Consider the following 15185-nt stretch of genomic DNA (forward strand, 5'->3'; position numbering starts at 1 on the left):
GTGTGGATATTGGTTTTACAGGCTCTGATTGTATCTTCATTGATGGTGTTTGTGGTGCTGGTTTTGCAGGTATTGATGGCGCTGATACAGCAAAATTAGGTAGATTTTCTTTGTTTAAAGGGGTTGTCGAAGAGGATTTTTCTGTACCTTGTCTTCTTCTCGATTTGCCTCTTGTTTCTGTCGCTGTAGGTTCTATATCTGCTCGAGTAAATTGCAGCGATTCTCCAGAGGAAGAAAGCATATCTATAGTTGCATTTTCGTCAGGCTTTGAAGCACTAGAATTTTCTTGCTTAGATGTAGAACTTTCAGAAGTTTGCTTTGTAAGAACTGCAGGTTTTGCAGGTGTTTTAGATTTAGGGGTTACAGTTGGAGGGGGTACAGTTGGAGAAGGGCTTGTCGGATTGCTTAGCTCTGTAGTTGTTGCGATTGTAGATGCAGGATTCGCAGGTCTAGATTGTGGAGATGAAGAGTTTACAGCTGTTGGTAGAGTAGTCGCTGCATCATGGGCATAAGACAGGCTGGAATAAGAGCACAATAGAACTCCAGAAACTGTACATAATAATAAACTTTTTTTCATATAGATATATTCCTAAACACTTATTCTCGCTCTTTAATAAAAAAATTATATACTTTTAATGCAGTACGTACTTTTTATAAAATGCAAAACGAAATATATATAGCGCTGGTTGCATTTCAAGATGTGAATCAAAGTTTTTTAAAAGCGGTAGCGTATTCCGCCGGAAGCATGCATTCTAAGTATGTCGGTTTTTTTGAGTTTATGTTGGTAGCTGATATCGCCATGAAGCGCGATATTTTGTGATAAATGCGCGTTAACACCAAAACCACCTTCGACAGAGGTTCTCATAGAAGCAAGCTTAAAATTTTGACCAATCTGTATAGTTTTCTTTTTATCAAAAGTTTTGATAAAGTTCAGTTTGCCATAGAAAGAAACAGCATGCCCTTTATTTTGTGTAAAACGTCTGCCAATACGGAGCAACCATTGGTAAGAATTGCCTAGGTTCACTTTAAAATTATTGCTATCCGAGAGAGTGCCAAGCGGCAGGCATTGATAAACAAGTTGTGCTTGGGGTTCAAGTGTTATGCCTTCAACACCCGTTGGCAATTTCTGGCCGATGGCAGCAAAATCCCCTAATGTTTTTATATTATTTACTTTTTTAGTGTTTTTGATAAGAGCGGTTGTGAGATTTCCTTTGAAAATTCCGTAAGAGAGGAATGTACTTGCGTAGATACCACTGTCATGCTGAATGTTTCTGTATGCGGTGAGTAACTATTTATCAAGCATATTCTTTTCAGCGCCTTCTATGTTCTTTGGGGTGAAAGCTAATTTCCCATATGTCCCCAAAAGACGAAATCTGTGCTGACATTCTGATCTTCTAGTGCTATTAATGTAAGGTCTGTTTGCAATGCAGCATAGCGAATATCTGCATTAGCACCATCTTGTGATGGTTTAGAGCTGGAAAATAGTAGGCATCTGTTGCCATAAGTAGAAAAAATCCCCCTTTCTTTATTATTTTTTGGTTCAAACATTGTTATTTGTACGTTGTCTAACAATGCATTTTGATTGCTATATCAGCAAGTCAAATGGTGAACATTGCAGGAAATATTGCCAAATAGCTTGTTACTTGTAGCGTGAGAGTTTTGGTTTTTGCTTTAAGCTCAAGAGAGGCATGAGATAAAGTTGCAATCTCTTTATCATCTACAAGCTTAGATGGTTTCTCAGTATCTGCAGCAGGTTTGGCGGTAGCATCAACCTTTGAGGGCAAGTTCACATGAGCTTCCGGTGACGCATCAAAAGTGGCTTTCAGTGTTGAGGAAGTGGCTTTATCTACTGATAAAAATACCACCAGAGGCATTACTTATATAAGTTAAATTAAAATAAGAAAAACACAAAGCACAAACAGCTGTACGTAATAATAAACGCTTCTTATACATAAAGATGCTCTTGATATATTTTTCTTCTTTTTGATAAAAACAGAATAACTTTTTGATGCATGACACTTTTTCATAACATTTAAAATTCATGCAACGCTGCTTACATTTCAGCGTTGCATCTGTTTCAGAAATAGAAATCAAAGATTTTCAAAACCGATATTGCATTCCACCAGAAAAACTCACTCCAGATATGCCAGCTTTTTGCAATTTATGTTGATAATTAACATCAGCATGAAGGGCGATACTTTCAGAGAGGTGCGCATTAACACCAAGTCCACCTTCAATCAAATATCCCATAGAATCAAATTGGAAAGTATCACCAATCTGTATTGTCCTATTATTACCAAAAGCTTTCATCACATTCAATTTGCCGTAGAAAGAAATAGCACACCCTTTTTCAGTAGGCATCGTCGTTTGCGTTAAACGCCCACCAATGCGTACCAACAATTGATGAGGGCTGCCCATATTCACGTCAAAACCATCAACATCTGAGAGAGTACCAAGAGTAAGATGCTGATAAACAAGCTGTGCTTGGGGTTCAAAAACCAATCCTTCAACACCAGTTGCTAATTTTTGTCCGACAGTAGACGATGTATTCATTATGTCAGTGTTATGCAATTCTGCAGTATTTCCAATGAGAGCTGTGGTGATATTTCCTCTCAGAATTCCATAGGAGAAAAGCACATTGACGTAGACGCCATTGTTATGATGGAGGCTACCATATGCAGCGAGAGACCACTTATCCAGTGTACTCTTGTCAGCGCCGTCTATATCCTTTGGGGTAAAAGCCAGTTTTCCGTACGTACCTAAAAGACCAAAGCTCGTGATCATGTCTTTATCTTCTAGCGATTTTAACATAATGCCTGCTTGTAATGCAGCATAGTGAACATCAGCACCATAGCCGTATTGCAATGGACTGCGGCTAGAAAATAATTTGCTTTTATTTCCATAAGTAGACAGGAAAATACCTTTCTTTTTACTCTCCTTTACTCCAATTGCTGCTGTTCGCATATTGTCTAACAACGTGTTTTGATTGTTTACATCAGCTAATTCAGAGGAGAATACAGCATTAGGCATTACCAAATAGCTTGCTACTTGAGGAACAAGAGCTCTGATTTTTGCGTCACTATCAAGAGTGGCACTTTGCAGGCGGAAATCCCAAAAATTCTTATTCTCTCCCAAGAAGCTTTGTTCTCCATTAGCTTTGTCATGACTTGATGTTGGTCCGTAAGCATTCAGCGTATATTTATAAGGTAAACGGCCCATCGTGATGTAGTTATTTGATAGTCTGAAAGAATTTTCATCTGCTTTTCCATAAACTTGCACGAGCGAAAGACCACGTGTATTCGAGGGAATAGAGTTGTCTGGAACAGAAATTTCTGCTTCTGATGTCTTATTCTTCGAAAGGCTGTTGAAATGAATTGTTGTAGTGCCTGTTACATCACCATAAACAAGAAGACGGTCTGTTTTTTGTTGTTCTTTTACAGCACCATCACTCCACTCAGTATTGAGATAAATTTTTGCATCACCCGTTGCATTGTAAACTGCCCCTACATTAGAGCGTCTATTTTGTTGGGGTTCAGATACATCAGCTGCTCGTCCTACATAGAGGGTTTGATACTGTCCCTTTACCAGTGTGTGTGGAGCATTAAAAGCGATAGAGCTATCATTAAGATTTAGTACTGAAACAATAGAAAGCGCTTTTTGATTAATATTAGAGAGCTTGTTTGCATAATATAGTTCATGCTCTTTCCCCACATCTACTTCAAATTTACTAATATTTAAGTACCATTTGCTGTTATTGTTCAGAGTAAAAACTGCTGTATTTTTGGGAAAAGCTTTTACTCTTCCTTCTATAATTGAATTATCAGTGGTTAATGTAATAGTACCAGGCTTATCACCCTCTGTTTCGGTTTTATTTTTTAATAACATATCGGTACGAAGCTCTGAATCTTTAAGATAAACTTCAGCAACAGCGCCTGAATAGTACGGCCCTACAATTCCAATACCATCTTTTACAAGAAGTTTTGTATTGGTAAGGGTTGCTTTATTGATAACTTTTTCACCCTCTTTGAGATTGGAACTTATGATATGATCAAAAAGGATACCATAGCTTTTATGTTGTTCAGAGACGGTTATGATGGAATCATCAACATGGATTGTACCATTTGCAACTAATAAACCCCGAGTACCTGCTTTTCCAACAATTTTTTTAGCATAAATGCGTCCACCTGTTGATGCAGAAAGTAAAGCCGAATCTGAGCGCATTGTTGAGTTTTTAATGATAATAAAGGCTTCGTCATCAGCAACCCCTGTAGTATAGTTAGAGCGGACAAAAACATTATCAAAAATCTTTTCTTCTCCTCTCTTATCCGCACGAAGCATAATCATTTCAGAAGGTGGTGTATCTGCATGGGTTGGACGGAAATGAGAGAAAACCAAAGTTCCCGCAATTGTAAATAACAAAAAACTTTTCTTATAGATAGATTTCTTACACATGGATATGCCTTTATTATTGGTATGTCTTGGATGCTTACTTCATTCCCCTGATAGTGCAAGTACCGAGACAGTTTTATATCATTATGTTTTTATTGTAAAGAACAAAGCGAATTATTAAGCATTGCTCTCTGTAGCTAGACTGTTCGCTTCAAAAAACCATTTTAAAACGGTTATAGTAATCAGTGAAAAATGAATTCCGGAAAATTTACCTAGTAAATTTATACGCAAAAAACCCTATGAAATAGGGTATTTAGAATATACCTCATTAACTAAAGTTTGTTGTCATGAAAGTTTTTGCAGCTAAGGCAAAAGATATTTATATACTCTTCAAAAGCTTTCAACCAATTCTTTCGCGCAACGAAGAAGAGAAGAAATATGCATTATGTATTCTATATTTTAGACGTAAAATGAAAAAGTCGAAATATTTTATATTTTTTACTTAATCAAAGGGAAAGAGAGACTGTAATAAAATAATTCCAATTTTTATAAATCGAAAAAAAGCACAATATACACTTTAATATAAAAAGGTATATTGCGCTTTTATTTGCTTTATTTTAGAAGCGATAGCGCATTCCACCGGAAAGATACATCCCAGACAGACCATCTTTTTGGAGTTTTTGTTGATAATTAACATCAGCATGAAGCACGATATTTTGAGATAGTTGTGCATTCACACCAAGTCCACCTTCAATCGAACTTTTCATATAATTAAGGTGGAAAGTATCGCCGATCTGTATTGTACCCTTATCACCAAATGCTCTGATAAAATTCAATTTTCCGTGGAGAGAAACAGTACTTCCTTCTTTCGTTGTAGATATATCTTGTGTTAAACGACCCCCAACGCGAACTAACCATTGGTGAGGGGTGCCTATGTTCACGTTAAAGCCATCAACATCTGAGAGGGTGCCAAGCATGAGACGTTGATAGATGAGCTGTGCCTGTGGTTCGAAGACTAATCCTTTAGCACTGGTTGTGAGTTTTTGCCCGATGATGGCTGATACATTCAATGTATTTGTATTATTCAATTCTGCAGTATTTCCTCTGGGGATCGTGGTGATGTTTCCCTTCAGAGCTCCGTAGGAGAAGAGGGCATTGACATAGAAGCCATAGTTATGGCGGATACTCCCATATGCAGTAAGCAACCATTTATCTAGAGTGCTTTTGTCAGCACCTTCTATATCCTTTGGAGTGAAAGCCAGCTTTCCGTATGTGCCTAAAAGACCAAAATTTGTGGTAATATCTTGATCTTCTAGCGCTGCTAATGTAATACCTGCTTGTAGGGCAGCATAGTTTACGTCAGCACCATAGCCATATTGTAATGGACTACGGCTGGAAGATAGTGTAACTCTGTTGCCATAAGTAGATACAAAGATCCCATTGTTTTTATTATCTTTTATCTCAAGGGTTTTGGTTTGCATTGTATCTAGCAGAGTGTTTTGATTATTTACATCAGAAAGTCCAGCAGAGAATAGAGCTTGGGGCATTACCAAATAGCTCGCCACTTGAGGCACAAGAGCTTTGACCTTTTCTTCACCATCGAGAGTAGCACTTTGCAAACGGAAATCCCAGAAATTATCATCTTTTTTCAAATGGCTTTGAATGCTGCCTTTTTCCCCGTGATTTGGCGCTGATTCACCTTTGTCATTTTTTGAAATTCCCTCAATAGTGTTCCCTTTTATAACATAGCTCGTGTAGTCTTTGAGAGTATTTTCTTCTGATTCTTGAGAGATTTCTCCCAAGTAGCTTTGCTGCCCATTGGCTTTTCCACGACTCGATGTTGGTCCATAAGCATTCAGTGTATATTTATAAGGCAATCCATCCATTGTGATGTAACCATGTGCTAATTTGAAAGCGGTTTCATCCGTTTTTCCAGAGACTTGAATGAGTGAAATACCACGCATATTTAACGCAACGGAATCTGCTGAGTTTATTTTCTCATTCTTCGAAAGACTATTGAAATAGATTGTTGTGGTACCTGATACATTCCCATGAACAAGAAGGCGGTCTGTTTTTTGTTGTTCTTTGGTTAGGCCATCACTCCATTCAGTATTGAAATAAATTTTTGCATCGCCTGTTGCATGGTAAGCAGTTGCTACAGTAGGGACCATATTGTCTCTTGATTTATAAACCTCAGCGGTTCGTCCTACACTCAAAGTTTGATATTGGTTCTTTGCTAGAGCAGGTGGTACATTAAATACGATAGAGCTATTATCAAGGTTCAGTACTGAAACGGTAGAAAGTGCTCGTTGTTTAATGTCACTGAGATCGAAATTAAAGGTACTAAAATCAGTATCTACATCTTCTTGACTGACCTTTAAGTACCACTTGCTATTATTACTTAGAGTAAGAACTGTTGTATTTACTTTTAATGTTCTTGCTCTTCCTTCTAGAATCGAATTTTTAGCAGTTAATGTAAGAGAAACGGGAAGGGTATCTTCATCATGATATACACGCCTTGTTTTATTTCTCAATAACATATCGGCACGAATTTCTGAATTTTTAAGATGAACTTCTGCAATAGCCTTTGAACCGTAAGGTCCCCGAATACCGACGCCATCTTCTACAATAAGCTTTGTATTAGTAAGATTTACTCGGTTTACAACGTGTTCTCCCTCTTTTATTTTATTTTTTGGGGTTTCATAAAAAACAATACCACCGCTTCCTCCTTTTTTGACAATTATATTCGAATCTTCGACGTTGATTATACCATTTTTAGTTTCTAAACCTATGTACCTTGTATTTGCTTCAAGTCTTTTAGCATCGATGCGCCCACTTGTTGATACAGAAAGTGCAGCTAATTCTGTTTGTATTGTTGAGTTTTTAATTGTGAGAACTGATTTATCATGGGCAGACACTCCAGGACCCCTATGACGGATAAGAATATTATCAAAAGTTTCATTTTCTCCATTATTCAAATTAAGCTGATTAACAACTTCAGGAGGTAGTGTATCTGCATGAGTCGGACAGAAATTAGGGAAAAGCAAAGTTCCAGCAATTGTATATAACAAAAAACTTTTCTTATAAATAGATTTCTTACACATAGATATGCCTTTATTATTGGTATGCCTTTGATGCTTACTTCATTCCCCTGATGGCGCAAGTTCCGAGGTACTTTTATATCACTATGTTTTTCTTGTAAAGAACAAAGCGTATTATATGGTGGTATTCTCTATAGTTTGAAGATTTGCTTCAGAAAATCTTTTAAAATAGTAATGCAAATCAGTGGAAAAACAGATTCCAAAAAATTATCTTGGTAAATCTCTATCCATAAATTGAGTCTCTATGAAGCGCGATATGTTGAAATATTGCGCCCTGATCAAAGCTTGTTATTATTAAAGCTTTATAGAGTTGAGATAGAAGAAATTTTTTCATGAGCATTGCCAAAAGTTTTTAGCAAATTTTCCATAGCATAGAACAAAGAGGGAGGACGATCATGTGCTTTTAAAAATAAATTAAGAAAGCAAAAATATTTTGCATGCTTTGCAAAAATATTTTGCATGCTTTATTGATAAAGGCGAAGGAGGTTTTGATGAGGCAATTCGGGTTTATAAACTGAAAAGGCAGCACAATGTGCTGCCTTTTATGTTAAAACGAATAAAATAACATTACCGCTTTTTTATAGCCTTGTGTTTTAAAACTGATAACGTATTCCGCCTGAAAAACTTGCTCCAGTTATACCGGTTTTTTGAAGTTTTTGTTGAGCGCTGACATCCCCATGAAGAGAGATGTTTGGTGACAGTTGCGCACTGATACCAAGCCCACCTTCAATAAAAGAGCCTACAGAATCACGTTGATAATTTTTATCAATATGGATTGCTTCATTGTCTCCAAGAGTTTTGACTGCATTTACTTTTCCATAGAAGGAAATAGAACGACCATTTTCAGCTGTGACGACAGTTTTTGTTAAACGACCACCGACACGGATTAACCATTGATGAGGATTGTTCATATCAATGGTAAGATTATCGGTATCTGAAATGGTATCAAACATCAAATGTTGATAAGCAAGTTGTGCTTGGGGTTCGAAGGTTAAGCCTTCCATTCCTGTTGCAAACTGTTTGCCAACAGTGGTGGAGATGCTTAACATTTTGGCATTTTTCAATTTTGCAGTTTTGCCAATGATGGCATTGGTAATATCTCCCTTTATTATCCCATAGGACAAAAGTGTATCGATGTAGAAACCATTGTCATGCTGTACGCTGCCATAGGCTGCAAGTGACCATTTATCCAATGAGGTTTTACTCGCATCTTGCATATCTTTTGGGGTGAAAGACATCTGCCCATAGGTTCCTACAAAACCGAAATGTGTTGTGGTATTTTGCCTTTCCAGTGCAGGTAATGCAAGACCGGCTTGGATAGCAGCATAGCGGATATCAGCACCATAACCATATTCGAGAGGACCGCGTTCAGAGGATAAGGTTCCTGTACTTCCATAGGTGTATAAGAAGAAGCCGTTATTCTTTTTATTTCCCAAGATTGATGTTCTCATATTGGCTAAAAGCGCGTTTTGCTTAGCCATATCGGTTAAGCCCGTAGTGAAGAGAACATTCGGCATGACCAAATAGCTTGCCATTTGTGGTACAACAGCTCCCACTTTTGAATCTGGGTCAAGAAGTGCCTTGTGTAAGCGGAAATCCCAGAATTTTTCGTTCTTTTCATCAAAGAGGTTTTGCGCAATATCGGCTTCACCATGGCTTGATGTTGGTCCATAGGCAGTTAGCGTGTATTTATAAGGACTTCCCCCTATTGTGGTATAGCCCTTGGCTAATTTGAAAGAATCCTCTTTTGCTTCTCCAGAAACTTGGATGAGTGAAAGACCACTCATATTCGAAGGATCAGAAGCATTTACTACACTATTTTTATCTCCTAAATCGCTTTTGATATAAACTGTTGTGTTGCCTGAGACATCACCATGGATTAGCAGTCTATCGGTTTTTTGATCAGCTATGGAAACGCCATCACTCCATGTAGTGTTGAAATAAATTTTTGCGTCACCAGAGGCGTTGTAGACGGCTGTGGTATCTGGTTTTCCAGATCCTATATGCAATGTATGATAATGCTCTTCTGTTGGTCCGTTAAAAGAAATAGTGCTGTCATTGAGGTTGAGCACAGAAATATCAGAACGTGATCTTTGAGCAATATCAAGCAGATTACCTTCATCATCTTTTTCTTTTGTGCTGGTCTTTAATGTCCATGTTGTCTTATTTTTTAGATCAAAGAGTACATTTCTCTCTTGTGCAATTTTTGCTCTGCCCTCTAAAGTGGAATGATCTGCGTTTAATGTGAAGGTACCGTTGGATATTTCCTTAACTTCTCTACCACCCCACCAATTTTTATCCTCCTCCCAAATTTTGTTCCACAAAATACCGTTATCTAATAAAACATCGGCATGGATCTTTGAATTTTTAAGATTAGCTGTACCGATTGATGGAGTAGCATTATTTTCAATGTTTTTTTCAACAATAGCTCCAACGAAAATTCCAGCGCCATTTTCAATGTGAATATCTGCATTGGTTAGATTGATTTCATTGTTTTGATCTTTTTGTAGATCATCTGTAGAGAGAGACATGAATTGCAAACCAGCTACTCCCGCTGTTACAGAAGCATTCGCAAGATCAATATGTCCGTTAGATTCTACTGTTAGTGCAACTTTTTTTGCTTCTATCTTGTTTGTATCAATAGCACCATTGATCATCCTAATTGTGCTATTATTGGCTGCAGCAAGACCAACATCAAAGTTTCGAAGGATTGTCTTACCATTTAATTCAATTGAAGTGTTAAGTTCATAGGCGCCCACACCGGTGTTTTTTTCGGACTCACTACCGGTTATCGTTAAATCTCCACTAACAATTTTGCTCCCACCGTCTGCATAGAGACCTTCATCAACATTTTGAATGGTTGTTTTGCCCGTTAAGTGAATCTCACTACCAGCATCCTTTGTCCATACACCAGTGCGTTCTTTATCGGGGTCTGAATTGATTGCTTCACCACCGATTACTGTTAAATCTTCACTGGTAATTTTGCCCCCAGCAATCGCTCCAAGACCGTTGAAAGTATTGTTAATTGTTGTATGTCCCTGCAATTTTATTATGCTCTTAGGGCCCAATGCAACTGCACCATCTCCTTTACCGTCTGTTGTTAGGGTAACAGCTGTGGCATCAATCTGTCCACGGTCTTTTGCATACAATGCAGCATATTTATTCTTTGCTGTTGCTGTTCCTCCTAGCATTATGATCTTAGATCCTGAACCTTCTGCAACGAGTCCATCACCATCGGATGATGCAATTTTAGCATTGTCCGTTAAGGTGACTGTGCTGCCGTTTTGAGCAAATATTGTTGTACCTTGTGCATCAAATGATCCTCCGGAGACTGTTATTGTCGAGTGATCATCTGCAGAGATACCAGTCTCTGCTTGCGTGACGGTTACATTTTTTAAAACGACGGTACTTTTTTCTGCTGCTATTCCAATCCCCAGTAACGAATCGTCTTCACTACTCGATATTTTTACATCTTCTAGATTGTTTTCATTGCTGTTACTGTTTAAGAAGCTAGCACCAACCATAGAAGTTTTAATGGTTCCTCCTGTCATCTTGATTGCGCCACTGTCGTTTGTTGCAAGCCCGATTTCGCTATCATTAATTGTTGTCTTTCCAAGCAATTCAACCACACTGCTCGCGCCAACAGAAACTACAACGGATCTAACTGCCGTCACGTCGCCTGTTGCTTTTAGAGCAACATCTTTGACCGTAACATGGCCACCGTCGCTAGCAGCTAATGCACTATTTTTTCCCGTGACGGTTCCCCCAGTCATGTTGATGGTAGATTTTGAACCGTTTGCATAGAGTCCAACGTCATTAGATGATGTAACGTTTACACTGTCGGTTAAAGTGATGGTACTGCTGTTGTAAGCAGATATTGCCGCCATTTGTGCATTAAATGATCCTCCTGAGGCTGTTATTGTCGAGTGATCATCTGCAACTAAGGCATTGGTTGCTTGCGTGACGGTTACATCTTTTAAAATGATTGTACTGTTTTTGTTTGCTATTGCCCCCAAGCTTTGCTGTGCATCGCCTTTACCATTTAATATCGGCACATCTTCAGGTTTGTTTTTATTTCTGTTACTGTTTGAAGAGTTAGCACCAACTATAAAAGTTGTAATGGTTCCCCCAGTCATCTTGATCGTACCACCGTTGTTTGTTGTAAGCCCGATGGTACTGTCACTAATATTTGTTTTTTCCCCAAGCAATTCAACTACACTGCCTTCGCCACTAGAAAGTACACCAAACGATTTATCACTATCTGTTGTTTTTAGAGACACATTTTCGACAACAATATGCCCACTGTCTTGAGCAATCAATGCACCATTTTTTCCCGTGACGGTTCCCCCAGTCATGTTGATGGTAGATTTTGAACCGTTTGCGTAGAGTCCAACGTCATTAGATGATGTAACGTTTACACTGTCGGATAAAGTGATGGTGCTGCTGTTGTAAGCAGATATTGCCGCCATTTGTGCATTAAATGACCCTTCTGAGACTGTTATTTTCGAACTATTATCTGCAACTATACCGGTAGCTGCTTGAGTCACTTCTACATTATCTAAAATGACGGTACTTTTGTCTGCTCTTATTCCAAATTTCAGTAACTCATCGTCTTTACCACTCGATATCTTTACATCTTTCAGCTGATTTGGGGTGTTTTCGCTGCTACTGTTTAAGAAGCCGGCACCGACTAGAGAAGCTTTAATGGTTCCCCCAGTCATCTTGATCGTACCACCGTTGTTTGTTGTAAGCCCGATGGTACTGTCACTAATATTTGTTTTTTCCCCAAGCAATTCAACTACACTGCCTTCGCCACTAGAAAGTACACCAAACGATTTATCACTATCTGTTGTTTTTAGAGACACATTTTCGACAACAATATGCCCACTGTCTTGAGCAATCAATGCACCATTTTTTCCCGTGACGGTTCCCCCAGTCATGTTGATGGTAGATTTTGAACCGTTTGCATAGAGTCCAACGTCACTAGATGATGTAATGTTTGCACTGTTGGTTAAAGTAACAGTCCCGCCGTTTTGAGCAAATATTGTTGCTTGTTCTGCTTCAAATGATCCTCCCGAGACTGTTATTTTTGAATCACGATGTGCAATTATAGCACTGGTTGCTTGTTTGATAATTACATCTTTTAAAGCGACGGTACTGTTAGAGACTATTATTGCATTGATTAGCGGCGCATCATCTTTACCGCTCGATATTGTCATATCTTCCAGCTTGTTTTCATTGTTTTTGCTGTTAGATTTGCTGTTAGAGAAGACAGCACCACCCCCAGAAACCGTAATGGTTCCTCCAGTCATTTGAAGTGTAGCGCCGTCTTTTGCCATAATACCTAGGGAAATGACAGAATCAGAGCCTTGAATGGTCGTGTTATTTAATTTAATCGTACTGTTATTGCCTTCAGCGGTTACAGCAAAAGCGCTTTCATTTATATTTTGGTTTGGGGCTATGCTTTGGTTTGTATCTTTATTTCCAACCACAGTTAAATGGTCGCCGATAATTTGACCGCCGTCTTTTGCATGAATAATTTCATAGGTTTCGTTGGCAACTTTTTTCTCTCCTTGAGAAACTTCAAGGGTTTCGGCATGTGCATTGAATTGGATGTTAAACAGTATGATAGCTGCTGCTGTTGTATATAATAAAAGGGATTTTTTATACACTAGTACTCTCCTTATAAAAGTCCCCAATATTCATTCCCCCGCGAACTTCATAAGAAGAGTAGAAAATGGATAATTGTCTTGAACCTATTAGTATTGATAATTTGTAACTTTAAGTAATGTATTTTAACTTTTTTGTCAAAATTAAAAATAAGCGATATTAAAACAGTATATGTATTTATGTTTACAACATAATGTACTTACGGTAAAATATATTTGATAATGTAAGTATTATAAAATAATAATAGTTTTTGTAATATTTATTGTTTTATTTTAATTTGGGGCATTTTATAGCACACTAATATCTTCTGATTTCTGATAAAGATTCGCTTTTTGATAAGCTGTTTTCATATTGGTGATTTGGGTGTATCCAAAGCTAATAAGTCTTAACTAATTAAAGTGCTTTAAGAGGAAAGATTGAAATATATTATTAAAATCATACTTTCATTATTTTGAATTTTTGACACATTCTTAACAAAAAAGTCTGAAAAATTGTTTTTCAGATTTTTATAACACAATAAAATACGTAACGTTTGTTGGTGATGTGTTTATGAGATATAAAATTGGATATATAGTAATCACCATGATTGCTTTTGCTCTTTCTGCTTGTTTTAATCTCGCTTCTGAAAAAATAAAAAAAGACGAGAGGTTCCATACTGCTTTCATGGATTGGTCCATGAAAGAAAAGTCCCTTGCCAAAAATTATACTGCGATCATCATGGCTGATCCGCAACCATGGCGCTTAAATTCTGGTGATCCTAATGGTGTGTCGAACAGGGAACCATGGTTGAAGATAAACGAGCAGGTTGCTGGTGCCATAAAAGCGCAAAAGGCTGCATTCTACATTGTTAATGGTGATTTGACAGAGTTTGGCCAACAAAAAAATTATGACGATTATAAAAATATCTATAAAAGTTTTGGTTCTCCAGTCTATGAGGGGTTAGGCAATCACGATTATGCCAATAATGTTGGAAATTGTACAATTCCTGAAGCATTCAATTTTTATAAAGATGCGTGTGCTCTTAGTGCTGTTTCAAGAATGGTGTCGGAAATCAAAAAATATCGTAGCCAGTTATCTTATTTCAATGCAGATGTTGCTGAAAGTTTCCTTCCCATTTCGGGTGGCAATATTCACGTAATCAAGGGGAGTTTGAGTTATTCGTGGGATTATGGGGATGTTCACTATGTGCAGCTTCATAATTATCCAAGTTATACGGTGCGTTTGAAAGGACAGTCTATGGAGGTGCAAATCAATAAGTCTTTTGATTGGCTTAAAAAAGATTTAGTTGCTGCTGATGCTAGAGGTAAAATTACAATCATCAATTTTCATGATGCTCGCCCAGTTTCCATTGATGGTGAATCCTTTTTTATTCGTAATAAAAATGTTAAAGATTTGTCGATATTTAAGTCGATCATCACTTCTCATAATGTCAAAGCAATATTTGTGGGGCACACACATTATCAATTTTATTGCCGTGCAAAAAATGATAAAGTCTTTGGCAATGTTCCTGTCTATACAGCTGGTGCGCTTTTCAATGGAGATTATTACCTTATAGATGTGAAAGGGAAGGCTATTCACGTTAAAGCCTATAATGGAGAGATAGGAAAACCTCTTTTAATCAAAGATCTCGGCATTATAGGAGAAGATACCCAGTTTTCCGCAAGTTGTAGTCAGTTATAGTGATATTTTTTCTCACTTTAAAAGTATAAGAGGAAAAGTGTGCTGTATTACAAATTTTAAAAGTGAGGGGGATGTTTCAGAAAGTTTCAGAAATGCATTAAAAGTGTTGGATACTTTGTCGTGCGTATCTTGTTATAAAGCTGCCATATTTTTCTTCTCTTATGTTAGTGATGGATGATCGCTTAACGGCTTTTGTCATTAAAACCGATGATGCTGATCATTCTGTCTCCTTAGCAAAACTTGGAGATTTTGATGCAGAACATCAGAGAGTTGTCTCGAGCCACCCTTACGTGACCGGTCCACGTTTTTCTTCAGTTAACGCGCAAAGCTGGACCGCCCATCAAA

At 37.7% G+C, this 15185-nt stretch carries 8 protein-coding genes and 1 pseudogene; 3 read left to right on the top strand and 6 right to left on the bottom strand.

Translation table 11 applies throughout. From position 1 onward, the window contains the following. The first annotated feature begins 2 nt into the window (after window positions 1–2). Window positions 3–512, top strand: coding sequence for a hypothetical protein (locus tag GQO39_RS09160; RefSeq protein ID WP_246668521.1), 510 nt, complete (start codon window positions 3–5; stop codon window positions 510–512). 203 nt (window positions 513–715) lie between these two features. Here GQO39_RS09160 and GQO39_RS09165 read toward each other — a convergent pair whose 3' ends face one another. The 6 genes from GQO39_RS09165 to GQO39_RS04410 form a co-directional block, all read right to left on the bottom strand. Continuing rightward, window positions 716–1267 (bottom strand): autotransporter outer membrane beta-barrel domain-containing protein, encoded by a 552-nt coding sequence (locus tag GQO39_RS09165; protein WP_308418499.1) that lies wholly within the window; start codon window positions 1265–1267, stop codon window positions 716–718. Window positions 1268–1341: 74 nt separating this feature from the next. Continuing rightward, window positions 1342–1548 carry a hypothetical protein gene (locus tag GQO39_RS09170; RefSeq protein ID WP_246668522.1) on the bottom strand — a complete coding sequence of 69 codons (207 nt, stop codon included), beginning with the start codon at window positions 1546–1548 and terminating at the stop codon, window positions 1342–1344. A gap of 50 nt (window positions 1549–1598) precedes the next feature. Continuing rightward, window positions 1599–1865 carry a hypothetical protein gene (locus GQO39_RS09175; RefSeq protein WP_246668523.1) on the bottom strand — a complete coding sequence of 89 codons (267 nt, stop codon included), beginning with the start codon at window positions 1863–1865 and terminating at the stop codon, window positions 1599–1601. A 235-nt stretch (window positions 1866–2100) separates the two neighbouring features. Continuing rightward, window positions 2101–4452: an autotransporter outer membrane beta-barrel domain-containing protein gene (locus tag GQO39_RS04400; RefSeq protein ID WP_156851103.1), complete on the bottom strand. Its 2352-nt coding sequence runs from the start codon at window positions 4450–4452 to the stop codon at window positions 2101–2103. Window positions 4453–5006: 554 nt separating this feature from the next. Continuing rightward, window positions 5007–7493 carry an autotransporter outer membrane beta-barrel domain-containing protein gene (locus tag GQO39_RS04405; RefSeq protein WP_156851104.1) on the bottom strand — a complete coding sequence of 829 codons (2487 nt, stop codon included), beginning with the start codon at window positions 7491–7493 and terminating at the stop codon, window positions 5007–5009. Between the two features lie 590 nt (window positions 7494–8083). Continuing rightward, window positions 8084–13162 (bottom strand): autotransporter outer membrane beta-barrel domain-containing protein, encoded by a 5079-nt coding sequence (locus GQO39_RS04410; protein ID WP_156851105.1) that lies wholly within the window; start codon window positions 13160–13162, stop codon window positions 8084–8086. A gap of 547 nt (window positions 13163–13709) precedes the next feature. Here GQO39_RS04410 and GQO39_RS04415 point away from each other — a divergent pair. Together GQO39_RS04415 and GQO39_RS04420 are read left to right on the top strand one after the other, a co-directional pair. Next, entirely contained in the window at window positions 13710–14840 is a 1131-nt protein-coding gene (locus GQO39_RS04415) for a metallophosphoesterase family protein (protein WP_156851106.1), read from the top strand. Between the two features lie 161 nt (window positions 14841–15001). Next, a pseudogene (locus GQO39_RS04420) lies at window positions 15002–15185 on the top strand (hypothetical protein); the annotation flags it as partial.

This window comes from Bartonella refiksaydamii (genome assembly GCF_902652675.1).
GTDB lineage: Bacteria > Pseudomonadota > Alphaproteobacteria > Rhizobiales > Rhizobiaceae > Bartonella > Bartonella refiksaydamii.

Bases quoted from the DNA above. Each gene is read 5' to 3' on its own strand.
- GQO39_RS04400 (WP_156851103.1), bottom strand. From the start codon at position 4,452: ATGTGTAAGAAATCTATCTATAAGAAAAGTTTTTTGTTATTTACAATT.
- GQO39_RS09170 (WP_246668522.1), bottom strand. From the start codon at position 1,548: ATGTTTGAACCAAAAAATAATAAAGAAAGGGGGATTTTTTCTACTTAT.
- GQO39_RS04405 (WP_156851104.1), bottom strand. From the start codon at position 7,493: ATGTGTAAGAAATCTATTTATAAGAAAAGTTTTTTGTTATATACAATT.
- GQO39_RS04415 (WP_156851106.1), top strand. From the start codon at position 13,710: ATGAGATATAAAATTGGATATATAGTAATCACCATGATTGCTTTTGCT.